The sequence below is a fragment of the Glycomyces sp. NPDC050141 genome (assembly GCF_055586545.1).
In genome coordinates this window covers 1-24,025 of the sequence record NZ_JBVJHZ010000032.1, presented here as the reverse complement: position 1 = coordinate 24,025, position 24,025 = coordinate 1, and the positions used below count along the sequence as shown (strand labels likewise).

Sequence of the window (24,025 nt, the reverse complement as noted above, 5' to 3'; positions counted from 1 at the left end):
CCCGTTCCGCGAATATGAAACGTCAGCAGTCGCAGGAGACGCCGCTGGAGGGGGCGGTGAGCGGGTCGGGCTTGCCGCGCTCGACGCCTGCGGCGGTCTCGACGGGGAGGCCTTCGCGGGCCCAGTACTCGAAGCCGCCCATCATGTACTTGACCTGGTAGCCGAGCTTGGCGAACTCGACGGCGGCGCGGTAGGCGCCGTTGCAGCCGGGGCCCCAGCAGTAGACGACGACGGGCTTGGCCGGGTCGGCGAGTTCGCTTGCGCGGGAGGCGATGTCGTCGGTGGGGAGGTGCACGGCGCCGGGGACGCGGCCCTGGAACCAGGCGGCGTCGCCGCGGGTGTCGACGAGGGTGAACCCGAGGTCGTCGGCCTGGGAGGCGGCGAAGACGTCGGAGACGTCGGTGCTGTAGGTCATGAGCCCGGTGAAGTACGCGAGGGCGTCGGCGGGGGAGGCGGGGGCGACGCGGAGCACGGGGTTCGAGTTCGTTTCCATGCCCCGAAATCTATGTGCTGATACAAAGATATGAGCACTTGACACAAAATTGGCCATGATGTGGGACCAGCGCGGACGGGCCTCCGCGGGAGCGGAGGCCCGCTCTCCTAGGCGTCCAACAGGGTCAACGCCATGCCGCGCACGCGGTCGGGGTTCGTGACGCCTTCCATGGCGATGATCTTGTCGCCTTCGACGGTGAACACGAGGACCCGCGTCGGGAGGTTCGGCAGCGAGGAGATGACGCCGATCTTGCCGTCGGCGAGCACGAGCTGCGCGCCGGTCGCCATGGCCGCGAAGGTCATCGCGCCGCCCGCGATCTGGGCCGCGCCGCGGATGATCTGGCCGACCTCGGCCGCGTCCGTGCGCAGCGTGATCTCGGGGTCGAGCACCGACACGAGCGCCTCGAAGTCGCCGCCGCGCGCCGCCGCGAGGAACGCCTCGACCACGGTGCGCTGCTTCGACACCTCCTTGCGCTGCGGCACATCGGTCCCCCGCACCCGCGACCGCGCGCGGCTCGCGAGCTTCCTTGCGGCCGTGGGCGTCCGGTCGACGATCTGGGCGATGTCGTCGAAGGGCACGCCGAACATGTCGTGCAGGACGAACGCGAGCCGCTCGGCGGGCTCCAGCGTCTCCAGGACCACCAGCAGCGCGAGGCTCACCGAGTCGGCGATGACCGCCGCCGACTCCGGGTCGGCCTCGACATCGGCCGGGCCCGGCAGCGCGGTCGGCTCGACCTCATATTCGGGCATGGGCTGCTCGGCCCGGGACTTGCGCCGCCGCAGCTGGTCGAGGCAGACCCGGCCCACCACGGTGGTGAGCCAGCCGCTCAGGTTGTCGATGCGCGCGGTGTCGCTGGCGGCCAAGCGGAACCAGGCCTCCTGGACCGCGTCCTCGGCCTCGCCGGAGGAGCCGAGCATCCGGAACGCGACGGCCTCCAGCCGGGGCCGGTCGGTCTCGAAACGCTCTGCCAGCCACTGGTCGTCGTTCATGCTCGCTCCTCCTTCGACGGGGTTGTCGACCTTATGACGTACGCGCGCGGGGAAACGTGACCGTCCCGCCTCTCGCGACACCACTCGAGTGATCCACGGCACTAAGAGCCCTTCGCCGGTCACACCTCCGCGCCGGGTTCCGTCATGCCGGTGTACCGAACGAATCCTGAAGGAGCCCGCCGTGGAACCCCGCATCGACTACTACTCCAACCCGATCACCGCCAAGTTCGCCAAGCACATCAACGCCGCCGGACTGGCCCTCAAGAACACCGGCCTCCCCGCCGAGATCCCCAACCTGGTCCTGCTGCGCGCCAGCCAGATCAACGGCTGCGGCGTGTGCACCGACATGCACGCCAAGGACGCCGCCCACGCCGGCGAGACCACCGTCCGCCTCACCATGGTCGCCGCCTGGCGCGACTCCGTGGTCTTCACCGAGCCCGAGCGCGCGGCCCTCGCCCTCGCCGAGGCCGGGACGCGCCTCGCCGACAGCGCGGGCGTCCCCGACGACGTCTGGGACGACGCCCGCAAGCACTTCGACGACGACCAGCTCACCGGCCTCGTCTCGCTCATCGCGCTCATCAACGCCTACAACCGGATGAACGCCATCCCCCGCATCCCCGGCGGCAACTACACCCCCGGCGCCTGGGGCTAGACCCGAAAGCAAGGAGACCCGAAGGGGCGCGGCCGGAAAGGCCGCGCCCCTGAGCCGGGTCCAAGGTCTACACAGCGCTTCAGAAGTCCACGGGATCGCGGATGATCGGGCAGGTCATGCAGTGCCCGCCGCCGCGCCCGCGCCCGAGTTCGGCGCCCACGATCGGGATGACCTCGATCCCGGCGTCGCGCAGGAGCGTGTTCGTCTGCGTGTTCCGGTCGTACGTCATCACCACGCCCGGCTCCAGCGCGACCGCGTTGTTCCCCGAGTCCCACTGCTGCCGCTCGGAGGCGTACACGTCGCCGCCCGTGGCGATCACCTGCAGACTGGGCAGGCCCAGCGCCTCGGCCACGACCTCGGTGAACGCCGCCGACCGGTGGTCCTCCAGCTCCAGTCCCGGCGACCTGTCGCTGGGCCGCAGGGAGAACGTGTGCACCGCGTCCATGATCCTGGGGTACAGCGTCACCACGTCCCGGTCGGCGAACGTGAACACCGTGTCCAGGTGCATGGCCGCGCGCAGCTTCGGCATGCCGGCCACGACCACCCGCTCGGCCGCGCCCTGGTCGAACAGGGCCTTCGCGACCTGCGTGATCGCCTGCCGCGACGTGCGCTCGCTCATCCCCATGAGCACCACGCCGTTGCCGACGGGCATGATGTCGCCGCCCTCGAACGTCGCCTGCCCCCACGTCTCGTCCGGGTCGCCCCACCACACCCGCGAGCCCCTGAACTCGGGATGGAACGTGTAGACCGCCTTCATCAGCAGCGTCTCGTCATGGCGCGCAGGCCAGTACAGCGGGTTGAGCGTGAGCCCGCCGTACAGCCAGCACGTGGTGTCCCTGGTGTACAACGTGTTCGGCAGCGGCGGCATCAGGTACTCGCGCGCGCCCGTCGACTCCCGCGCCAGCGCCACGTACCCCGGCCGCAGGTCCTGCGGAAGGTCGTGTGTGGACATACCGCCGATCAGGAACTCCGCGAGTTCGGCCGGGCCCAGCGACTCCAGGTACTCCCGGGTCGGCTCCATGAGGCCGATCCCGACCTCGTTCGGGGTGATCTTCCGGTCGAGGAGCCACCCGCGGGCCTCCTTGTCCGCCATGGTCTGCGACAGGAGGTCGTGCAGCTCGACGACCTCGACGCCGCGGCTGCGCATGTGCTCCACGAACTCGGCGTGGTCGCGCTGCGCGTTCTCGACCCACATGACGTCGTCGAACAGCAGCCCGTCGGCGTTCGTGGGCGTCAGGCGCCGGTGCGCGAGCCCCGGCGCGCACACCAGGACCTTCCGGAGCCTGCCGACCTCGGAATGGACGCCGTACGACTGGACATCGGACATGACTGCACCCCTTTAGCTCTGCGTTCTCAAATGTCGATCCACCCGAGTGCGAGCGCGACGACGCCGAGGACGGCGCCCGCGACCGAGACCGCCAGCAGGACGGCCTCGCCGGGACTGAACAGGCGGCGGCCCTGCTCGCGGCGGGCCATGACGAACAGAATCGTCGCGGGGGCGTAGACGATGAACGACACGAGCAGGAACTCCAGACCGGCCGCGAACAGCAGGAACGCCGTGTAGAGGACCGCCAGGACCGCCACCGTCATCTCCTTCGAGGAGCCGCGTTCGAGCAGGCCGTCGCGCCCGGCCGCGACCTTGACCGCGAACAGGGCCGCGAGCAGGAACGGGATGAGCGACAAGGCTGAGGTGAGGTCGAGCGCGAAGTTGAACGCGTCGTCGGAGAAGTACGTGATGACCAGGACGATCTGGCTGAGCGCGGTCGTCAGGACCAGGGCCGGGACGGGCACGTCGGCTTTCGTCGCGCGGCCGAGGAACCGCGGCATGTCCTTGTCCTTCGCGGCCACGAACAGGACCTCGGCGGCCATGAGCGTCCACGCCAGGTACGCGCCGAGCACGGAGACGACCAGGCCGATCGAGACGAACACCATGCCCCACGTGCCGACGGCGGCTTCGAGAACCCCGGCCATGGACGGCTGGCGCAGCTCGGCGATCTCCTCCATCGGCATGATCCCGTACGACACGATCGTGACCGACGCGAAGACCGCGAACACGGACAGGAAACCGGTGATCGTCGCCCGCCCGACGTCCTCTCGGCGCTTGGCGTGCCGCGAGTACACCGAGGCGCCCTCGACGCCGAGGAACACGAACACCGTCGCCAGCATCGTCCCCCTGACCTGGCTGAACAGCGACCCGGCGTAGTCGGCGCCGCCGAAGTTCCCGGCGAACACCGAGGGCTTGAAGAAGAACAGCGCGAGGATGACGAACACGCCGATGGGGATGAGCTTCGCGACCGTGACGACCCGGTTGATCGCGGCCGCTTCCTTCACGCCCTGCTTGATGAGCAGGAAGAACCCCCACAGGCCCGCCGAGGAGAGCACGATCGCCAGGACCGTGTCGCCCTCGCCGAGGGCGGGCACGAGCGCGCCCGCCGTCGACATGATGAGCACCCAGTACGTCACGTTGCCGACGCAGGCGCTGGCCCAGTAGCCGAACGCGGAGAAGAAGCCGGGGTACTCGCCGAATCCGGCCTTCGCGTAGGCGTAGACACCGGCGTCGAGGTCGGGGCGGCGGATCGCGAGGTTCTGGAACACGAACGCGAGCATGAGCATGCCGCTGCCCGCGACGGCCCACGAGATGACCGCCCCGGCGACGCCGGTCTCCTGCGCGAACCGGGCGGGGAGGGAGAACACGCCCGCGCCGACCATGGAGCCGACGACCATGGAGGTCAGCGTCCAGAAGGCGAGTTTCGCGGTGCGCGGGGTCTCGATCGCGTTCGCGGGTTGGGCCATGGAGTCCTCGCAGGTCGGGCCGTCGAGGCCGATGAGGGCACTGGATCCCTGAATATATCGCCGCAAAGCAGACAAGAACTCGGATTCGGCGAAGCCCGCCCGCGGCTCAGCCGGGGACCGCCGTGCCGTCCTTGACGCGCAGGATGCGGTCGGCGAGGTGTTCGGCGACGGCCGGTTCGTGGGTGATGAGGAGGATCGTCAGCCCGCCGGTCTTGAGGGCGGCGAGCAGGTCGAGGACGCCTTTCCTGGTGAGGGCGTCGAGGCCGGAGGTGATCTCGTCGCAGACGAGGACGTCCGGTCCGGCGGCGAGGGCGCGGGCGAGCGCGGCGCGCTGGAGCTGCCCGCCGGAGAGCCGGTCGCGGCGGCGGCCCGCGGTCTCGGCGTCGAGTCCGACTTCGGCGAGGGCTCGGGCGGCGGCGGCGCGGGCCTGGTCGACGGGGAGGCCGCGGAGGCGGACGGCGCTGCGGGCGACCTGTGCGGCGATGGCGCGGTGCTCGTCGAAGGAGGCGCGGGCGTCCTGGAAGACGTACTGGACGCGGGCGCGTTCGGCCCGGCTGCGCCGCCTGCCGCGCACGGGAAGCGGCTCGCCGTCGAGGTGGAGGGTCCCTGCGCTGGCCTGCTGGAGCCCGGCGACGGTGCGGGCGAGCGTGGTCTTCCCGGAGCCGGAGGCGCCGAGGACGGCGAGGCATTCGCCTTGGCGGGCTTCGAAGTCGACGCCGTCGAGGAGGCGGGTGCGGCGGCCGACGACGACTTGGAGGCCCCGGCCTGCAATGCGGATCGGGGCCTCCGCACCGACGGCCGGGGCGGGTCCGGGGTTCCGGGCGGCGAGCAGGCGCCGCGTGTAGTCGTGGCCGGGCTCGGCGAGGACCCGCTCGGCGGCGCCGCGTTCGACGACGCGGCCGCCGTCGAGGACGAGGAGGTCGTCGGCGACGGCTTCGACGAGTTCGAGGTCGTGGCTGAGGAGGACGACGGCCAGACCGTTCTGGGCGGCGAGGCGCAGTTCGGCGGCGATGCGGTCGCGGTTGCCGAGGTCCTGGCCGGTGGTGGGTTCGTCGGCGACGAGGAGCCGCGCATCGCACAGGAACGCCTGGGCGAGGACGAGCCGCTGCTGCTGCCCGCCGGAAAGCTGGTGTGGGAACCGGCGCAAGAACACGGGATCGTCGAGCCCGACCCGCCGCATCGCGTCGGCAATGCGGTCCGCCCCAGCCCGCCGCCGGGCGTCGTCAACGCGGTCCACCTGGGAAAACGCCCGATTGTCGGACCCGTGTGGGAGTGTGGTCCTTTTCGGTTGGTCGGAGGCGGATGCGGGTGGGAAGGGGCACGCCCTACGCGCGGGCGCCCCGGGCGGCGCCGCCGCCCCGCCACCGCGGCGCATGGCGTCGGCGATGCGCTCGGCGGCATCGGCGCCGTTGGCGTTCGCGATCTCGGTGAGCACACCGCCGATGCGGCGGACCGGATTGAGCACCGCCGCCGGATGCTGCGGCAGGTACGCGGCGGGCACTTCGCCTGGCGCGCAACGCAAGACGTCAACCCCGGCGACCTCGACCGTGCCCTTCACCTCGACGCCGCGCTTCACCGCGCCGAGCAGCGCCGACCCGATCGTGGTCTTGCCGGAGCCGGAGGCCCCCACGATGGCGAGGACGCGCCCGGCGTCGACCGAGAAGTCCACGTCAGCGACGAGGGTCTTCCCGGCGGCTTCGGCGCGGAGGCCGGTCACGTGCACGGTCATGCGGGGGCCTTTCGGGAGAGGAGCCTGTCGAACAGGAGATTCAGGCCGACCGAGAGGGCGACGAGGAGCGCGGCCGGGAGCACGACGCCCCAGGGGGACAGGAAGATCCCGCCCCGGTTGGCGTCGACCATGACAGCCCAGTCGCTCGCTTCAGGGCCCGCGCCGACGCCGAGGAAGCTCGCGGCGGCCACGAGGTAGAACGCGCCGACGAGCCGCACCCCGGCATCGGCGGCCACGGTCGGCAGGATCGACCGACCGATGTACCCGATCGAGATGCGCCACCAGGATTCGCCCTGCAGCCAAAGGGCTTCGACAGCGGGCCGGTGCGCCGCTTCGAGGGCGGCGGCGCGCACGATGCGGGCGATGTCCGGGAGGTTCACGAGCGCGACGATGAGGACGAGCATCCATGCCGTGGGCGGGGCGATGGAAGCGAGCAGCAGCATGAGCAGCAGGGACGGGAGGGCGAGGAGGAGGTCGAAGGGGCGCATGAGGATCTCGTCGAGCCAGCGGTGGCGGGTCGCGGCCGCGACCAGGCCGACCGGGAGGCCGACGAGGAACGCGAGGGCGGTCGCGGCGACGGCGGTGACGACGATGCCCCACCCGCCGTCGAGGACCCCGTCGAGCACGCTCGACCCGAGGTAGTCGGTCCCGGGCCAGGGCACGGCCGGGTCGAACGGCTGCGTGCGCCCGGTGTCGGCGACCGGAATGAACGGCCCGGCGAGCGCGATCCCGAGCGGCAGCGCGAGCAGCGCGATGAGCGCGACGCGTTCGAGGCGGGACCTCATCGTGCGACCTCCAGTCTCGGGGCGAGCCGGAACGCGACCAGGTCGGCCGCGAGGTTCACGAGCACAGTCGTCGTACCGAACACGACCGCGATCCCTTGCACCACAGGCAGGTCGCGGGCGTTGACCGCGTCCACCAGCGCCGTCCCCAGCCCGGGGATCACGAAGACGCTCTCGACGACGATCACGCCCCCGAGCAGCCAGTCGGCCGTGCGGGCGATCTGCGCTACCGCCGGGGTGACCGCGTTCGGCAGGGCGTGCGCGAACACGACCCGCCGCTCCGGGACGCCCGCGCGCCGCACGTGGGCGACGTACTCGGAGCCGAGCGCCTCGATCATCCCGGCCCGGACGAGCCGCGCGATCGAGCAGATCGGCCGCGCCAGCAGCACCAGCAGGGGCAGTACCAGGACCGCGGGCTCGGCCAGCAGCGACGGCACCCCTACCGCCGTCGGCGGCAGCCACGCGAGGCCGATCGCGAACACGCTCACCAGCAGCACCCCGAGCGCGAACTCCGGGACCGAGTACAGGCCGACGGTGAACGTCGTGACGAGCCGGTCCGGCCAGCGCCCCTGCCGCCGCGCCGCGGCGACGCCGAGGCCGATCGACAAGGGCAGCAGCAGGATCAGCGTCAGCCCGGCGAGGATGAGCGTCGGTTCGAGCGCGGTCGCGAGGAGGCCCGCGACCGGGCGGCCCGAGACGAGCGACGCGCCGAAGTCCCCGGTGAGGATGCCGGCGAGCCAGTCGCCGAGCCTCGCGAGCGCCGGTTCGTCGAGGTGCATCTGCTCGCGGATGCGGGCGATGTTCGCGGGGTCGGGCTGGTCCCCGGCGAGCGCGACGGCCGCGTCGCCGGGGAGCAGTTCGACGAGCGCGAACGCGAGGACCGCGACGGCGAGCACCTGGAGCGCGCCGAGGCCGATCCGCTTGGCCGCGTAGGCGAGCACTAGTCCATCCAGACCTTGTCGAAGCGGGCCCAGCCGAGGGTGTTCGCGGGGGCCTGCTCGACGCCGTGCACGCCGGGGAGGGTGCCGACGATCCAGTCGGCGAATCCCCAGACGAGGTAGCCGCCCTCGTCGTGGAGGCGCTGCTGGATCTGCCGGTACAGGACCTCGCGGTCGGCTTCGTCCGCTGTGGACTGGAGCTGGAGGTACATTTCGTCGAAGTCGGCGTGGTGCCACTGGGTGAGGTTGGTGGGCGACTCGGTGAGGAGGCGCTGCGAGAGGTGCGAGGCGATGGGCATGGCGCCGGACCGGTAGGAGGCGATCTGGCCTTCGGTGAGCACGTCGGCCCAGTAGGTGTCGGCGTTGCGTTCGTTGATCTCGACCTCGATCCCGGCCTCGCGCACCTGTTCGGCGAAGATCTGGGCGGCCTCGGTGAACCCGGAGCCGACGTCGGCGGTGTCGAGCGTGATGCTCTGGACCCCGGCGGCGGCGAGGAGGGTCTTGGCGGTCTCGAGGTCGCGTTCGCGCTGGGGGATGTCGGCGGCGTAGTGCGCGAAGCCGAGGCCGTACAGGTCGTTGCCGACCTGCCCGCGCCCGGAGAGCACGGACTCGACGAGTTCATCGCGGTCGCAGAGCAGGAACATCGCTTGGCGCACTTGGGGGTCGTCGAAGGGGGCGCGTTCGGTCTTCATGGCGAAGCCGAGCATGTTCGAGCCCGGGGAGGAGACGAGGTCGACGGCGTCGTTGGCCTCGTTGGCGCGGGCGGTCGTCGCGGAGAGGTCGTGGGCGTACTCGACCTGGCCGCCGAGGAGGGCGTTGATGCGCGCGGACTCCTCGTCGGCGACGACGATCTGGAGCCGGTCGAGTTTCGGCGCGCCGTCCCAGTAGCCGTCGAACCGGTCGGCGGTGAACTCGCTGCCGGGGGTGAACGAGGTGAACTTGAACGGGCCCGAGCCGACGGGTGCGTCGAAAGTGTCGGACCCTTCGGGGACGATGTAGGCACCGAAGGCAGAGAGGGAGTTCGGGAACTCGGCGAGGGGGTAGTGCAGGACGAACTCGACGGTCAGGTCGTCGACGGCCCTGCTGGCTTCGAGGTCGATGGGGGCGAGGTCCTGCTTGGCGCGGAAGGTCTCCTCGGGGTTCGCGATGCGCCGGTAGCTGTAGAGGACGTCGGCCGCGCGCACGGGGCCGCCGTCGTGGAAGACCGCTTCGCGGAGCTTCACGGTCCACACCGTGAGGTCGGGGTCGGAGGACCAGGACTCGGCGAGGCGCGGCACGGCCGCCATGTCGGAGCCGAGGTCGGCGAGCTTGTCGTACACGGCTTTGGCGCGGGCGGCGTCGGCGAAGAGGTTGACGCGGTGCGGGTCGATGGTCTCGTCCGCGCCGCCCCCGGCGAAGGCCGCCCGGAGGGTGCCGCCTGACTTCGGTTCGGTCCCTGCGGTCCCGGAGTCGGAGCTGCACGCGGTGAGTACGGCCCCAGAGGCCCCGACGGCGAGACCGGCGGCGCCGAGAACGGTACGGCGGCTCAGGTGAGGGGTCGCAGGGGTGACGGGCGAGGTGTTCGATGGGCTGGTCATAGCGGTTCCTTAGTGGTTGCGGTTCAAGAGGTCTGCGCGGTTTCGGGAGAGGAGGGCGGCGACGCCGAACGCGAGGCGCTGGCGCCCGGCTGGGCCGCCGCCGCGAGGGATCGGGAGCCGCGCATGGCGGCCACCGCGCCCGCCGAGGCGAGCCCGAGCAGGGCGCAGCACGCCCATGACGCCCAGGGGGCGCGGTCGCCCGCGACGTCGGCGACGAGGCCGACCGCGCTCGTCCCGAGCGCGGCCGCGATGCCGGAGAGGAGGTAGTAGACGCCGAAGTACGTGCCCGTGAGCCCTTGCGGCGCATAGCCGGGGATGAGCTCCATGACGAACGGCTGCGCGACCATCACCCCGATCGACAAGAGCAGCGCCGACACGAGCACCGCCGCGAAATGCGGCCCCGGCTCGCTCGCGGGCAGCAGCACCGGCGGCAGGAACGCCGCGCCGATCAGCGCCATGCCCGCCGCGATCGCCGCCGCCCGGCTCAGATGGCGCTGGCACCACTCGGTGCTGCGCACCTGCAGCCCGAGCGTCGCCACGGTCGAAGCGCCGAACACCGCAGCCGTGGCCCAGTCCGTGCCGGTCGCGTCGACGGCCGCCTTCGGCAGCAGCAGGTACAGCTGGTTCTGCAGCGCGAACAGCGCGGCCGTGGCGAGTGTGAACGCCAGGAACCCCTTGTCCGCGAACGCTTCCCGCCACCCGCCGAGCACCGTCGTCGCGGCCTTCGCCGCCCCGTGTGGCGGCAGGGCCAGCATCTGCGCGACCGCCAGGCCCAGGAACACGAGCGCCGACACCAAGGCGCCCAAGCGGAAGTCGACGACCACCAGCGCGCTCCCGACCACCGGCCCGAGGCACATCCCGGTGTTGGCGAACAGGTTGAACAGCGCGAACGCCTCGGCCCGCCGCTCCCCCGCCGCCTCGGCGACGTACGCGCGCACCGCCGGGTTGAACAGCGCCCCGGCCACGCCGCTCACGACCGACGCGGCGATGAGCACCGGCAGGCTCGGCGTGAGCGCGAAGAGCCCGAACCCGAAGGCGCGCATGAGGCATCCGGCGATGATGACTCCGCGCGGGCCGAGCCGGTCCGAGGCCGTGCCGCCGATCAGGAACAGCCCCTGCTGGGCGAGGTTCCGCACCCCGAGCACCACGCCGATCGCCGCTAGCGACATCCCGGCGGACGCTTCGAGGTGCACCGCCAGGTAGGGGATGACCATGTAGAAGCCGAGGTTGACGCCGAGCTGGTTCACCAGCAGCAGCCGCACGGGGAGCGGCTGCGCCGCGAAGGACCGTATGGTGCGCAAGGGACCTCACCGGGGCAGGGGCGGCGCCGGGGAGCGCCGGAGGGCAGTCGGATTCGACAAAGATAACGGAACTCGTTTTCAATACTGTGTGCTCATCCCCGGATGTGACGTGCCTCCACCCGTGCGATCATCGGCATACACGCACGTGACCTCGGAGGATGCCGTGAAGACCCCAGCGGAGGACCAGAACCGGCGGCTCCTGCGCGCCCGCGACGCGATGGACCGCGACTTCGCGAAACCGCTCGACGTGCCCGCCCTCGCGCGCGTCGCCCTCATGTCGCCCGCGCACTTCAGCCGCCAGTTCCGCGACACGTTCGGGGAGACCCCGCACCGCTACCTCCAGCGGCGCCGCATCGAACGCGCCTGCGCGATGCTCCGCGACACCGACCGCACCGTTACCGAGACCGCGCTCGCGGTCGGCTTCGACTCGCTCGGCACCTTCTCCCGCACGTTCAGCGCGCTCATCGGCCGCTCCCCCACCCTGTACAGGGCGCAGGCGGTCCCGCTCAAAGCCCCGGTCTGCTTCGTCAAGAGCTGGACCAGACCCGGCGGCTGACTGAGCAGTTTCGGATAAGCCCGCAGGCCGCCCGCGCCCATAGGCTGGGGGCATGTTCACAGGAATCAGCATTCACACGGTGTACGTCCTCGACCAGGACGAAGCGCTCGACTTCTATGTCGGCAAGCTCGGCTTCCAGGTCACGACCGACGCCGACCTGGGTTTCATGCGCTGGCTCACGATCGCGCTGCCGGAGGACCCCGAGCGCCACCTCCACCTCGAGGTGCCCGGCCCGCCCTCGAAGAGCGAGGAGATCGCCGCCCAGGTCCGCGACCTGCTCACGAAGGGCGCGCTCGGCGCGACCATCCTCAACACCGACGACTGCCGCGGCACGTACAAGCGGCTCAAGGACCTCGGCGTCGAGTTCACCGAGGAGCCGGTCGAGCAGCCGTACGGGATCGACTGCGCGCTGCGCGACCCGTTCGGCAACCACATCCGCATCACCCAGCCCGGCGGCAAGGACGACTAAGCGCCCACTGACCACGTGAAACGCCCGGTCCCGCCCGGGCGTTTCGCGTTTCCGGGGAGGGTTCGACGGGCGTCTGAGCGGGTATTCCTGGAGCTCGGACCGGCTCCTAGGAGGGGACATGGACGAGCAGATGGAGCGGCAGGAGCGCATCGTCGTCGGCGTCGACGGCTCCGGGCCCTCGATCAAGGCCCTCGAGTGGGCTGTCGAGCAGGCGCGGCGCACGGGCGCGAAGGTCGAGGCCGTGCAGGCGTGGGAAGTGCCGACCATGTACGGCAGCGGCATGATGGTCCTGCCCGGCGGCGAGGAGTTCGACAACTCCGCGAGGCAGTCGCTCGAAGCGGCGGTCAACGGCGTGCTCGGCGGGAGGCGGGACGTCGAGATCGAGCACCACACCGTGGGCGGCCACCCGGCCAAGTCGCTCATCGACATGGCCGAGGGCGCGGACCTGCTGGTGGTGGGCAGCCGAGGGCACGGCGGTTTCGTGGGGACGCTGATCGGCTCGGTGAGCCACTACTGCGTCAGCCACGCGAGCTGCCCGGTCGTCGTCATCCGCAGTACGGACTGAGCGTTACTCCTCGGATGACGTCGGCGTGTACCGGAACTCGCGCACCCGCGAGTCGCTGCCAGCTGCTCCGACGCCGAGCATCCGGCCGGTGAAGCCGGTCGCGACCTCCGTGGAGAGGTAGCGTCCGTCGAGCCTGCCCAGCTCCGTGAAGTCGTTGCCGCCCTTGAAGGACAGCACGATGTCGTCGGGGCCGTAGGCGCACATCTCGTCGGCCTGCGGGTCGACCGCGTCGAGGCGCAGCACGACCGGGCCCTCCGGCGCGGGGGCTGAGCCGAGTTCGGCGGTGACGCCGCCGATGCGCGCCTGCGCCCGGACCACACCGTTCTCGCTAGCCAGTCCGTACCAGTGGCGCTTGTCGAGCCAGAGCACGAAGCGGCCGTCGCCTTCGAACTCGGCTTCGGCGCTCCAGCGGTGGTCCTTCACGCGGATGCACAGCAGACCGGGGGAGCCGTCGTCCGGGTCGCGCAGGTCGAGGCCATTGCCGCGGGCGGTAGCGATCGCTTCGGGTTCGCTCGACGGCGCGACCCAGCGCAGATCCAAAGTCTCCGAGGCGAAGTCGTCAACAAAGGTGGTGTCGTCGGGGGTGAAGGAGTAGCGGCTCTCGTCGAAGACGGGCCAGCCGTCGACCCACTCGACCCCGGCGAGGAACGTCTCGCGGCCGAGCACGTGGAACTGCGGCGTGAACCCGCCCGGGCGGACCGCGAGGTAGACGACGGCCCATTCGCCGGTGGCGGTCTCAATGAGGTCGGCGTGGCCGGTGTTCTGGACCGGGAGCGCGGTCGAGCGGTGGGTGAAGACGGGGTTGGCGGGGCAGGCCTCCCACGGGCCTTGCAGGTTTTCGGCGCGGGCGATGGTGACGCTGTGGCCGCGTTCGGTGCCGCCCTCGGCGAGCATGAGGTACCAGTAGTCGCCGATCCGGTACATATGGGGCGCTTCGCATGCGGCGAGGCCGGTGCCCTGCCAGACGAGGTAGGGGTCGCCGATGAACTCGCCGGTGGCGAGGTCGAGGCGGGCTTGGAGGATGCCTTCGAGGCCGGATTCGGTGCGGCCGGTCCAGGTCAGGTAGCACTCGCCGTCGTCGCCCCAGCAGAGGTCGGGGTCGATGCCGTTGGCGGCGGGGACGAAGACGGGGTCGCTCCAGTCGCCTGCGGGGTCGTCGGCGGAGACGATGAGCTGGCCGCGGGAGTCGTAGACGTTGGTGGTGATGTAGTAGAAGCGGCCGCCGTGGTGGCGGAGGGTGGGGCCGTAGATCCCGCCGGAGGCGGTGCCGCCGCCGGGGACGAATTGGCTGCGGCGGTCGAGGATGTTGCCGATCTGCTTCCAGTGCACGAGGTCGCGGCTGTGGAATATCGGTGCGCCGGGGAAGTACTCGAAGCTGGAGTGGGCGAGGTAGTAGTCGTCGCCGACGCGGCAGATCGACGGGTCCGGGTGGAACCCGGAGACGATCGGATACTCGGCCCCGGACACGGCAGGTCGGTTCACTGTGCTCCCTCGATCAGCGCGGAAGCCCAAGATTAAGTTGTGTCGCCAAACTTTGTCAACCGAACTCGCTCCGGGCCGCCGCCTTCCGGCGGCGACCCGACCCCGTTTTACCAGGTCACCGGCAACTCGTACACGCCGTACACCGAAGCGTCGTGCTTGAACGGCACGTCCGCGATGTCCCCGGCGAGCGCGAGCGTCGGAATCCGCTTGTACAGCGTCCCGTACACGACCTGCAGCTCCATTCGCGCGAGCGGCTGCCCGAGGCACTGGTGCACCCCGAACCCGAACGCCACATGGTTCCGCGCCTCGCGCGCGAGGTCGAGCCGGTCCGGCTCGTCGAACACGCGCGGGTCGCGGTTCCCGATGTCGTTCGCCATGATCAGGCCCTCGCCGGCCCGGACGACCTGGCCGCCGATCTCGAAGTCCTCCAACGCAACCCGCCGCCGCCCGTTATGGGTGATGTGCAGGAACCGAAGCAGCTCTTCGGAAGCGCTCGCGATGAGTTTCGGGTCGTCCGTCTCCTGCAGCAGTTTCAGCTGGTCAGGGTGTTCGAGCAGCGCGAGCGTCCCGAGCGCGATCATGTTCGCGGTCGTCTCGTGCCCGGCGATGAGCAGCAGCATCCCGATCTGCGCCGCGTCGACGACGCTGATCTCGCCGCCCTCGATGCGCGGCACGAGCCCCGACAGAAGATCCTCACCGGGCGCTTTCATCTTCTCGCCCATGAGCTTCGCGAGGTACCCGACGAGCGCGCCCATCGCGCCCCGCCGCGCAGCATCGGTCGTGAACCGGTTGATGATGACCTTGCTCTGCTCCTGGAAGAACTCGTGGTCGCCGTACGGCACGCCCAGCAGCTCGGAGATCACGAGCGACGGCACCGGCAGCGCGAACGCCTCCACCAGGTCCACCGGCTTCGGCCCGGCCAGCATCTCGTCGAGCAGGTCGTCGACGATCTTCTGCACGGCCGGGCGCATAGCCTCGATCCGCTTCACCATGAACGGCGCGGTCACCATGCGCCGCAACCGAGCATGCTCGGGGTCGTCCATGAGGATGAACCCGATGCTCGGGCCCTTCGCCTCCTCGGCAGGCGGCTTCTCGCTCTCGTACTGGTCGCCGCCTTCGCGCCCGATCGGGTAGCCGGGACGGTTCGCGTCGGCCGAGACGCGCGGGTCGGAGAGCACCTGCTTCTGGTCGGCGTACCCGGTGACCAGCCAAGGCGTGGTCCCGTCGGCGAGCCGCACCCGCGCGATCGGCGTCTGTGCCTGCAGCGCCTGCAGCTGCGGCGGCGGGTTGAACGGGCATTTCGCGGCCCGCTCCATCGGATAGGCGGGGATTTCGGTGTCGGTCATATTGCTTGCCTCTCTTGGGTGTCGGCAGGGCAAGGGCGGGCGGCATCCGGGGGCACCTGGAGCGCGCTAGGCGTACGCGGCGACGACTTCCGCGCGCCGCAACCGCGACTGCTTCGGCATGTTCCAGCCGATCACCGCGCTCACGCGGCCGTTCTCGCTGCAGCGCAGCACGAACCGGCCGTCAGCCGGGTCGCCCTCGACGACCTCGGTCCCGGCCTGGACGCTCGGCAGGCCGTACACCTGGATCTTCACGTTGAACTGGTCGGTCCAGAAATACGGAACCGGCGCGTACGGCAGCCCCTCGCCGAGGATGTTCGCTGCGACGACTCCGGCCTGCTCGGTCGCGTTCGTGCGGTTCTCCAGCCGCAGCGACCGCCCGAGCCCGACGTGGTCCCACCGGGCCACATCGCCCACAGCCCAGATCCCCTCGGCCGCAAGGCACTGCGAGTCGCACACGACGCCGTTCTCGATGCGCAGACCGGACCCGGCCAGCCATTCGGTCATCGGCACCGACCCGATCGAGACGACCACGGCGTCCGCCGCCAGCACCTCGCCGGTCTCGAGCCGGACGCCGCTCACGCGCCCGCCCGACTCCACCAGGCCGTCCACGCCGACACCCGGGCGAAGGTCGACGCCCTGCTCGACATGCAGCGCCGCAAGCGCTTTGGCCACCTCGCCGCCGAGCTGCATCTCCATCGGAGCGGCCTGCGGCCCGACGAGCGTCACGCTGCTGCACAGCTTTGTTGCGGTAGCGGCGATCTCGGCCCCGAGCACCCCGTCGCCGACGACCACGAGCCGACCCGACTCCGAGAGCTCAGCACGCAGCAGCGCCGCATCCTCCAAGGTGCGCAGCAGATGCACACCGGCGAGCCCGGTGCTCCCGGGGAAGGCACGGGGCCGGATCCCGGTGGCAATGACGATCGCGTCGGCGCCGATCTCGCGCCCGCGCTCGGTCTTGACCAGGCGCTTCCCGGCGTCGAGGCTCACGGCCGCCTCGCCGAGCGCCAGCTCGATGTCCAGATCAGACAACATGGATTCGGGCCGCAGACGGGCCCGCTCCGGTTCCCAGTCGCCGCTGAGGACCTGCTTCGACAGCGGCGGACGGTCGTAGGGAAGGTGCGCCTCGGCCCCGAGCAGCGTCACGCGGCCGTCGAAGCCTTTGCGGCGCAGCGCCTCAGCGGTGGCGAGGCCGGCGGCCGAGGCCCCGACCACGAGCACGCTGTTCACTTCGCCTCGCTCAGCTCGATCGCGAGCGCCGGGCAGATGCTGGCGGCCTCGCGGACCGCCTCGAACTGGTCCTCACCGGGCGACTCCTCGAGCAGGACCACGATCCCGTCCTCGTCGCGCTGGTCGAAGACGTCCGGCGCGGCCATGACGCAGGAGCCGGCGCCGCAGCATTTGTCCTCGTAAACGGTGACCTTCATGGTGTTCTCCTTGCTCATTCCTGCTGTGTTTCCTGGGTGTTGTGCGGGGCCTGGAGCAGGCCGACGATCGCGTCGACCAGCGCGCCCCCGGCTTCGCGCCAGGAGGAGCCGTACACCGGCTCCCCCTTGGCCATCGACGCCTCTCGCGAGGCGGGGGTGAGCACCATGAGCATCTGCATCATCCGGAACCGTTCGGCCACAACGTCTTCAGGCAGCGCGGGCATGTACCGGCTGAGCCCCTCGACCGTACGGTCCAGCGACTCGGCCCGCAAAGCCTCGTCCTCGACAATGGACCGCAGCTGCGGGTCGAACTGCACCTGCGCGGCGAACCGCGCGAACCAGGACGGCCGGCCGAGCGTGTCGTAGTGCTCGAAGACCGGCACGACCAGGCATTCGACCCAGTCCCGCAGATCCTTCGAGTCCTTGATCGCCTCGTACATGCGTTCTCGCAGCGGTTCCATCCGCTCCACGTGCCTGCGCACGATCTCGCGGATCAGGTCCGCCTTCCCGCCGAAGTGGTAGCCGACGGCGGCATTGTTGCCCTGACCGGCGGCTTCACTGATCTGGCGGTTCGAGACGGCCTGCACGCCCTGCTCGGCGAACAGCCGCTCGGCGGCGTTGATGATGGCGTCGCGGGTGGCCGCGACGCGGTCGGTGCGCTTGGTGCTCGTTGCGTTCATGTCACCATCTAACCGGGACTGCGACCAATCCGCCGACGAGCAGGCCTTCGACCTTCTTCAGGTCGCCTTCCGGCACGGCGAGCTCCAGCGTGGGGAGCTTGCGCAGCAGCACTTCGAGCGTGACCTGCAGTTCGGTGCGCGCGAGCGACTGCCCGAGGCACGAGTGCAGCCCGGCCCCGAATGCCAAGTGCGCGTTCGGGGTCCGAGAGAGGTCCATCTCGGCCGCGTTCGCGAACGCGCTCTCGTCGCGGTTGGCGGCGGCCATCGAACATACGACCGTGGTTCCCGGAGTGATCTGGACACCTGCGATCGCGATTTCCTGGTCGATGTAGCGGATCATGCCGAACCCGGCGTTGACGTCGAGCCGCAGCGCCTCCTCGACGGCGGACCGGATCAGCTTCGGGTCTGCCAGCAGCGCCTCCCAGCGGCTGCGGTCGGCGAGGAGCATCGCCATCATCTTGCCGATCATGTTGGCGGTGGTCTCGTGCCCGGCGACCAGGAGGCCCTGGCCGGTGGCGATGAGCGTCGCGTCGGACATGGTGGACTCGGGGTCGTTCGCCAGCTCCGACAGCAGGTCCTCGCCCGGGTTCTCGCGCTTGGCGGCGACGTGCCCGGCCAGGTACGTGTAGAACTCGGTCTGCGCGGCCCGGATCTCCGAGCCGTCGTAGCGGGTCATGTTGAGCAGGGTGTCGGACCAGTACGAGAACTTGTCGCGGTCCTCTTCCGGGACGCCGAGGATCTCGCAGATCACCCACACGGGCAGCGGGAAGCCCAAGTCCCCCTTGATGTCCGCGGGGGCGCCCTTGGCGGTCATCTCGTCGATGAGGCGCTCGGCGACCTCACTGATACGTGGACGCAGCCGCGCCATCTGCTTCGCGGTGAACCACTTGTTGAGCTGGCGGCGCCAGGCGAGGTGGCCTTCGCCTTCCTGCGGGATGGCCATGGCCATGTCGGAGTTGTTGAGCGGGTCGTGCTCGCCTTCGGTGACGCTGGCGGCGTCCTGCCCGGTGCCGCGACCGAATCGGGTGTCCGCGAGCAGGTCCTTGACGTCTTCGTAGCGGGTGAGCAGGCGAGCCGCGTCTCCACTGGGGAAGGTCACGTGGGCGACGGGGCACTTCCCGCGAAGCTCCGCCCACTCGGCGGGCGGCTCCAGGGTGCCGTCATTGGGGATCGGGTATTTCAGCACGTCTGTGCTCTCGTGAACCATTGCACTGCCTCCTTGGCTTCGGCGACGATTTCACCCCAATTGAAGCGCGGAAATCTTGATAAGTCAAGCGGTTGACTTAAAATTCATCGAGCGGGCGACCCGCATCCCGCCGACGAGACGACCGCCGCAGGGGCGTCTCCGCACGGGAATTTGCTTCATATTCGGGTCCTTTGCCCTGTTCACGGGCATACGATCGAGATATGGCTACCGTCCTTTGGATCTTGATCGTCGCCTGGGTCCTGCTCGCGATCATCGGGTTCGCCATCGAGGGCCTGCTCTGGCTGGCCGTCGCCGGCATCGTGCTGTTCATCGGCACGATCGTCTTCGCGTTCATCAGGCGCAGCGCCGGTCACCACCGCGCGGCTTGACCACGGCGACCGTGTATCAAGGGCGGGGTTTCGCCTCGCCCCGGACAGCCGTGCGCAGGTACTCGCCGTTGCGGTGCAACTGGGTAAGGGCCTCGCGCCAGGACTCGATCAGACCGGTCTCGTGGTAGGGGATGCCCTTCTCGGCGCAGAACTCGCGCACGATCGGCCTGGCCTGATGCAAGTGCACCGACGGCATACCCGGGAACAGATGGTGCTCGATCTGGAGGTTCAGGCCGCCGAGCGCGACTTCCATCAGCCAGCCGCCCTTGACGTTCCGCGAAGTCAGCACCTGCTTGCGCAGATAGTCCAGCTCGGTGTCGCCCGCGAACGTCGGCATGCCCTTGTGGTTGGGGGCGAAGACCGATCCCATGTACAGGCCCCAGACCGCCTTGTGCACCACGATGAACGCGATCGCCTTGCCCGGCGGGAGCACCAGGAACACGGCAGAGAGATACGCGGCGAAGTGCACCGCGAGCAGCGCCGCCTCCATGCCCCGGTGCCTCAGGCCCGGTGTGAGGACCGATCTGATGCCCGACCAGTTGAGGTTGAAGCCCTCGAAGAGCAGGGCCGGGAAGAACAGCGCTGCCTCGTACTTGATCACGAACCGGCTCAGGCCCTCGGCGGTGCGCGCCTGACGCTCCGTCCACACGAACAGGCCCGGTGAGACGTCCGGGTCGAGTTCCTCGTGGTTCGGGTTGGCGTGGTGGCGGTTGTGCTTGTCAGTCCACCAGCCGTAGCCCATGCCGTTCGCGAGATTGCCGGTGAACCAACCCGCCCGCTCGGTGTCGGCGCGGCCCCGGAAGACCTGACGGTGCGCCAGATCGTGGCCGAGCAGCGCCACCTGGGCGCTCACGATGGCCATGAACACGGCCATGAACATCTGGAACCAGGTGTCGCCGATCAGGACGAAGGCCGCCCAGGAGGCCGCGAACACCCCGCCGACGAGCGCGAACCGGATCGCGTAGTAGCGGGGGCGGCGGCGCATGAGGCCAGCTGCCCGAATCCTGCGCGACAGCTCGGCGAAGTCGCTGCCGACCCTTGAGTCGCCCACGGCAAATACCTCTTACCAGTCGTGCGCGCTCATTGGAACCGGTCATCTCCACCATAACCACGACTCGGAACACCGCACAAGGCAAAGCCGGATCAGCGCGACCAAATCGAGGAGGCAGCGGTCCGCGTCCGGCAGGAATGCCTCCGAGACTGCGACGGCTGACCAGCGCGGTCACCTGTCTCGTGGCTCACGATTTACCCCCAGGGTTGACATGGATACCCCCTGGGGGTAAAAATACGAGCTATGCAGATACCCTAAGGGGGTATCATCTGACCGGGAGGATCGCTATGAACACCGGAACACGACTCGGCCTGTACGGCGGCGGGCTCGCGGTGCTGTTCGCTGCCGCGTTCGGCACGGCCGCGCTCGTCGCCCCCGACGACGCGGCCGACGACTGGAACGACCAGGCAGGCGGCCACGAAGACGAAGGCCACAGCGCCGAACCCAACCCTGTTCGCGGGCTCTCGATCGAGCAGGACGGCTACCTGCTCAGCGAGGTCGCCGCACCTGCCGAGGTCGGCGCGGCCGGTGAACTGGCGTTCCAGATCACCGGGTCTGATGGCGAGCCGCTGACCGACTACACGGTCTCGCACGAGAAGGAACTTCACCTCATCGTCGTGCGCGCGGACGGCACCCACTTCCGGCACGTCCACCCCGAACTCGCCGCCGACGGCACCTGGTCGCTCCCCTGGACCTGGGACGCCGCCGGTTCCTACCGCGTCTACGCCGACTTCGTCCCTGGCGACGTCGACGAAGAACTCGACGTCACGCTCACCCGGACCATCGAGGTCGCGGGCGACTACGGGCCCGAGATCGCGACCGCGCCCTCACTGGTGTCGGAGGTCGACGGGTTCACGGTCACGCTCGAAGGCGACCTGACCGCGGGGGCGACGGCCGAGCTGACGGCCTCGGTCTCGCGCGACGGCGAGCCGGTGACCACCGTTGAGCCCTACCTCGGCGCATTCGGTCACCTTGTGGCCCTTCGCGAAGGCGACCTCGCCTACCTCCACGTGCACCCGGAGGGCGAAGCGCCCGCCGCTGGTGACATCTCCGGTCCCGAGGTCACTTTCGCGACCGATGTGCCCACTTCGGGCCGGTACTACCTGTACTTCGACTTCCAGGTCGACGGCCAGGTCCACAGTGCGGCCTTCGTGGTCGACGCGGACACCGAACCCACCCCGGAACCGGACGCCGCCTCCGAGTCCGAATCCGAAGGCCACGGCCACTAGGCCCCGCTGCGAGAGAGAGGAATGACCAACATGACCACGTCGCTGCCGACAGGTCCGGTCGACCGCATCGAACTCGAAATCGGCGGGATGACCTGCGCTTCCTGCGCCATGCGGATCGAGAAGAAGCTCAACAAGGTCGAGGGCGTCACCGCCACCGTCAACTACGCGACCGAGAAGGCGCGGATCGAGGCCCCCGAGGGCACCGATCCGGCCTCGCTGATCGCGGTCGTCGAGGCCACCGGGTACACGGCCGTTCTCCCCGCGCCGCCCGAGCCTGAGGCGGTTGAGGACGAGGAAAAGCCGGACCCTGAGCTGACGAGCCTTCGTCTGCGGCTCATCGGGTCGGTGGTGCTGTCGCTTCCGGTCATCGCGATGTCGATGATCCCGGCCCTGCAGTTCGAGTACTGGCAGTGGGCTTCGCTGGCGCTCGCGGCGCCGGTCGTGCTGTGGGCGGCGTGGCCGTTCCACAAGGCGGCCTGGGTGAACCTGCGCCACGGGGCAGCCACTATGGACACTCTGGTGTCGGTCGGCACGCTGGCCGCGTTCGTGTGGTCGCTGTACGCCCTGTTCCTCGGCACGGCCGGGACGCCTGGCATGACGCACCCGTTCACGCTGAGCGTCGCCCCGACCGACGGGGCCGGGAACATCTACCTCGAGGTCGCCGCCGGGGTCACGATGTTCATCCTGGCCGGGCGGTACTTCGAGAAGCGGTCGAAGCGGCAGGCGGGCGCGGCGCTGCGGGCCTTGCTGCACATGGGCGCCAAGGACGTCGCGGTACTGCGTGGTGGTGTCGAGACCCGGATTCCTGTCGGGCAGTTGGCTGTCGGGGATGAGTTCGTGGTCCGGCCCGGCGAGAAGGTTGCGACCGACGGCGTGATCGTCTCCGGCACTTCGGCCGTTGACGCTTCGATGTTGACAGGCGAGTCGGTGCCGGTCGAGGTCGGCGCGGGGGACTCCGTTTCCGGTGCCACGGTGAATGCTGGCGGCCGACTCGTCGTGCGCGCCACGGCGATCGGCAGCGACACGCAGCTCGCGCACATGGCGAAACTGGTCGAGGACGCGCAGTCAGGGAAGGCCGAGGTGCAGCGCCTTGCGGACCGCGTCTCGGGGATCTTCGTGCCTATCGTGATCGCGATTGCGGTTGCGACGCTCGGCTTCTGGTTGGGGGCCGGGTACCCGGCTACGGCCGCTTTCACCGCGGCTGTCGCGGTGCTGATCATCGCGTGCCCTTGCGCTCTCGGCCTGGCGACGCCTACCGCGCTGCTGGTCGGTACCGGGCGGGGCGCGCAGATGGGCGTCCTCATCAAGGGCCCGGAGGTGCTGGAGTCCACGCGGCGCGTCGACACGATCGTGCTCGACAAGACCGGGACCGTGACCACCGGCAAGATGACCCTGGTCGAAGCCGTTCCTGCGGAGAACACGGACCGGGCCGAGCTGCTGCGGGTCGCGGGCGCTCTGGAGCACGCATCGGAACACCCTGTCGCGCAGGCGATCGCGAAGTTCGCTGCCGCTGAAGGTGCGCTGCCCGAGGTCGAGGACTTCAAGAACATCGAGGGCAAGGGCGTCCAGGGGATCGTGGAAGGCCACCTCGCGGTGGTCGGCCGTGAGTCGCTGCTCTCCGACTGGTCGCTGGAGCTGAGTCCTGAACTGGCTGAGGCGAAGGCGTCGGCTGAGGACGAGGGCAAGACCGCTGTCGCGGTCGGCTGGGACGGCGAGGCGCGCGGCGTGCTGATCGTGGCGGACACGGTGAAGCCGACGAGCGCGGAGGCGGTGGCGCAGTTCAAGGCACTGGGCCTGACCCCGGTGCTGCTGACCGGCGACAACCGGGTGGTGGCCGAGCGGATCGCGGCTGAGGTCGGGATCGACGAGGTCATCGCGGAGGTCATGCCCGAGGACAAGGTCCAGCAGGTGGCGCGGCTGCAGGCCGAGGGCCGGGTCGTGGCGATGGTCGGCGACGGCGTGAACGATGCGGCGGCGCTTGCGAAAGCCGACCTCGGGCTGGCGATGGGCACGGGGACGGATGTCGCGATCGAGGCCGCGGACCTGACGCTGGTGCGCGGCGACCTGCGGTCGGCGGCAGACGCGATCCGGTTGTCGCGCAAGACGCTCGGCACGATCAAGGGGAATCTTTTCTGGGCGTTCGCATACAACGTGGCGGCGATCCCGCTCGCCGCGCTGGGGCTGCTGAACCCGATGCTGGCGGGGGCAGCGATGGCGTTCTCGAGCGTGTTCGTGGTCGGCAACAGCCTGCGGCTGCGCTCGTTCAAGAGCGGCGCCCGCGACAACTGAACCAATCAGCGAAGTCCCGGGGGGGGGGTTTGGGGGGGGGGGGGGGGGGGGGGGGCGGGGGGGGGAGGGGGGGGGGGGGGGGGGGGGGGGGGGGGAGGAGGGTGT

The 24,025-nt window shown here is 70.1% G+C and carries 23 protein-coding genes; 7 read left to right on the top strand and 16 right to left on the bottom strand.

What is annotated here, in order from left to right:
* Positions 1-22: 22 nt before the first annotated feature.
* Together ACZ60M_RS18440 and ACZ60M_RS18435 are read right to left on the bottom strand one after the other, a co-directional pair.
* The gene (locus ACZ60M_RS18440; RefSeq protein WP_465419589.1) at positions 23-493 is read right to left on the bottom strand and encodes a rhodanese-like domain-containing protein; all 471 of its coding nucleotides are present in this window, start codon (positions 491-493) and stop codon (positions 23-25) included.
* A 107-nt stretch (positions 494-600) separates the two neighbouring features.
* Entirely contained in the window at positions 601-1,482 is an 882-nt protein-coding gene (locus ACZ60M_RS18435) for a sigma-70 family RNA polymerase sigma factor (RefSeq protein WP_465419587.1), read from the bottom strand.
* 181 nt (positions 1,483-1,663) lie between these two features.
* Here ACZ60M_RS18435 and ACZ60M_RS18430 point away from each other — a divergent pair, with 181 nt between their 5' ends.
* The gene (locus tag ACZ60M_RS18430) at positions 1,664-2,134 is read left to right on the top strand and encodes a carboxymuconolactone decarboxylase family protein (protein WP_465419585.1); all 471 of its coding nucleotides are present in this window, start codon (positions 1,664-1,666) and stop codon (positions 2,132-2,134) included.
* Positions 2,135-2,213: 79 nt separating this feature from the next.
* Here ACZ60M_RS18430 and ACZ60M_RS18425 read toward each other — a convergent pair whose 3' ends face one another.
* The 7 genes from ACZ60M_RS18425 to ACZ60M_RS18395 all read right to left on the bottom strand — a co-directional run bounded on the left by ACZ60M_RS18425 (position 2,214) and on the right by ACZ60M_RS18395 (position 11,254).
* Positions 2,214-3,461, bottom strand: coding sequence for an arginine deiminase (locus ACZ60M_RS18425; protein WP_465419583.1), 1,248 nt, complete (start codon positions 3,459-3,461; stop codon positions 2,214-2,216).
* 26 nt (positions 3,462-3,487) lie between these two features.
* Positions 3,488-4,927 carry a basic amino acid/polyamine antiporter gene (locus ACZ60M_RS18420; protein WP_465419581.1) on the bottom strand — a complete coding sequence of 480 codons (1,440 nt, stop codon included), beginning with the start codon at positions 4,925-4,927 and terminating at the stop codon, positions 3,488-3,490.
* 106 nt (positions 4,928-5,033) lie between these two features.
* Complete coding sequence (locus tag ACZ60M_RS18415) at positions 5,034-6,656, bottom strand: ABC transporter ATP-binding protein (RefSeq protein ID WP_465419580.1); 1,623 nt, start codon at positions 6,654-6,656, stop codon at positions 5,034-5,036.
* Positions 6,653-7,441: an ABC transporter permease gene (locus ACZ60M_RS18410; protein ID WP_465419578.1), complete on the bottom strand. Its 789-nt coding sequence runs from the start codon at positions 7,439-7,441 to the stop codon at positions 6,653-6,655. The genes ACZ60M_RS18415 and ACZ60M_RS18410 overlap by 4 nt, the downstream gene beginning before the upstream one ends.
* Positions 7,438-8,379, bottom strand: coding sequence for an ABC transporter permease (locus ACZ60M_RS18405; protein WP_465419576.1), 942 nt, complete (start codon positions 8,377-8,379; stop codon positions 7,438-7,440). The genes ACZ60M_RS18410 and ACZ60M_RS18405 overlap by 4 nt, the downstream gene beginning before the upstream one ends.
* Positions 8,379-9,953 (bottom strand): ABC transporter substrate-binding protein, encoded by a 1,575-nt coding sequence (locus ACZ60M_RS18400; RefSeq protein ID WP_465419574.1) that lies wholly within the window; start codon positions 9,951-9,953, stop codon positions 8,379-8,381. The genes ACZ60M_RS18405 and ACZ60M_RS18400 overlap by 1 nt, the downstream gene beginning before the upstream one ends.
* 23 nt (positions 9,954-9,976) lie before the next feature.
* Positions 9,977-11,254: an MFS transporter gene (locus tag ACZ60M_RS18395; RefSeq protein ID WP_465419572.1), complete on the bottom strand. Its 1,278-nt coding sequence runs from the start codon at positions 11,252-11,254 to the stop codon at positions 9,977-9,979.
* A 217-nt stretch (positions 11,255-11,471) separates the two neighbouring features.
* Between ACZ60M_RS18395 and ACZ60M_RS18390 the strand changes: the two genes are divergently transcribed.
* The 3 genes from ACZ60M_RS18390 to ACZ60M_RS18380 all read left to right on the top strand — a co-directional run bounded on the left by ACZ60M_RS18390 (position 11,472) and on the right by ACZ60M_RS18380 (position 12,844).
* Positions 11,472-11,810 carry a helix-turn-helix transcriptional regulator gene (locus tag ACZ60M_RS18390; RefSeq protein WP_465419677.1) on the top strand — a complete coding sequence of 113 codons (339 nt, stop codon included), beginning with the start codon at positions 11,472-11,474 and terminating at the stop codon, positions 11,808-11,810.
* A gap of 52 nt (positions 11,811-11,862) precedes the next feature.
* The gene (locus ACZ60M_RS18385) at positions 11,863-12,279 is read left to right on the top strand and encodes a VOC family protein (RefSeq protein ID WP_465419570.1); all 417 of its coding nucleotides are present in this window, start codon (positions 11,863-11,865) and stop codon (positions 12,277-12,279) included.
* Positions 12,280-12,397: 118 nt separating this feature from the next.
* Positions 12,398-12,844 carry a universal stress protein gene (locus ACZ60M_RS18380; protein ID WP_465419568.1) on the top strand — a complete coding sequence of 149 codons (447 nt, stop codon included), beginning with the start codon at positions 12,398-12,400 and terminating at the stop codon, positions 12,842-12,844.
* A 3-nt stretch (positions 12,845-12,847) separates the two neighbouring features.
* On the opposite strand, the gene ACZ60M_RS18375 is transcribed toward ACZ60M_RS18380, so the two are convergent.
* From ACZ60M_RS18375 to ACZ60M_RS18350, 6 genes are all read right to left on the bottom strand, one after another.
* Positions 12,848-14,326: a glycoside hydrolase family 43 protein gene (locus ACZ60M_RS18375; RefSeq protein ID WP_465419566.1), complete on the bottom strand. Its 1,479-nt coding sequence runs from the start codon at positions 14,324-14,326 to the stop codon at positions 12,848-12,850.
* A gap of 107 nt (positions 14,327-14,433) precedes the next feature.
* Positions 14,434-15,672, bottom strand: coding sequence for a cytochrome P450 (locus ACZ60M_RS18370; protein WP_465419564.1), 1,239 nt, complete (start codon positions 15,670-15,672; stop codon positions 14,434-14,436).
* A gap of 66 nt (positions 15,673-15,738) precedes the next feature.
* Positions 15,739-16,899: an NAD(P)/FAD-dependent oxidoreductase gene (locus tag ACZ60M_RS18365; RefSeq protein WP_465419562.1), complete on the bottom strand. Its 1,161-nt coding sequence runs from the start codon at positions 16,897-16,899 to the stop codon at positions 15,739-15,741.
* Entirely contained in the window at positions 16,896-17,096 is a 201-nt protein-coding gene (locus ACZ60M_RS18360; protein ID WP_465419560.1) for a ferredoxin, read from the bottom strand. The genes ACZ60M_RS18365 and ACZ60M_RS18360 overlap by 4 nt, the downstream gene beginning before the upstream one ends.
* A gap of 14 nt (positions 17,097-17,110) precedes the next feature.
* Entirely contained in the window at positions 17,111-17,776 is a 666-nt protein-coding gene (locus ACZ60M_RS18355) for a TetR/AcrR family transcriptional regulator (RefSeq protein WP_465419556.1), read from the bottom strand.
* 1 nt (position 17,777) lies between these two features.
* A complete protein-coding gene (locus ACZ60M_RS18350) occupies positions 17,778-18,983 on the bottom strand; it encodes a cytochrome P450 (RefSeq protein ID WP_465419555.1) in 1,206 nt (401 codons plus the stop codon).
* A gap of 200 nt (positions 18,984-19,183) precedes the next feature.
* Here ACZ60M_RS18350 and ACZ60M_RS18345 point away from each other — a divergent pair, with 200 nt between their 5' ends.
* Complete coding sequence (locus ACZ60M_RS18345; RefSeq protein WP_465419553.1) at positions 19,184-19,351, top strand: hypothetical protein; 168 nt, start codon at positions 19,184-19,186, stop codon at positions 19,349-19,351.
* A gap of 16 nt (positions 19,352-19,367) precedes the next feature.
* Here ACZ60M_RS18345 and ACZ60M_RS18340 read toward each other — a convergent pair whose 3' ends face one another.
* Complete coding sequence (locus ACZ60M_RS18340) at positions 19,368-20,402, bottom strand: fatty acid desaturase family protein (protein ID WP_465419551.1); 1,035 nt, start codon at positions 20,400-20,402, stop codon at positions 19,368-19,370.
* A gap of 287 nt (positions 20,403-20,689) precedes the next feature.
* Here ACZ60M_RS18340 and ACZ60M_RS18335 point away from each other — a divergent pair, with 287 nt between their 5' ends.
* Together ACZ60M_RS18335 and ACZ60M_RS18330 are read left to right on the top strand one after the other, a co-directional pair.
* Positions 20,690-21,631, top strand: a complete 942-nt coding sequence (locus ACZ60M_RS18335) for a heavy-metal-associated domain-containing protein (RefSeq protein WP_465419549.1) — start codon at positions 20,690-20,692, stop codon at positions 21,629-21,631.
* Between the two features lie 30 nt (positions 21,632-21,661).
* The gene (locus ACZ60M_RS18330) at positions 21,662-23,920 is read left to right on the top strand and encodes a heavy metal translocating P-type ATPase (RefSeq protein ID WP_465419547.1); all 2,259 of its coding nucleotides are present in this window, start codon (positions 21,662-21,664) and stop codon (positions 23,918-23,920) included.
* Positions 23,921-24,025 lie beyond the last annotated feature (105 nt).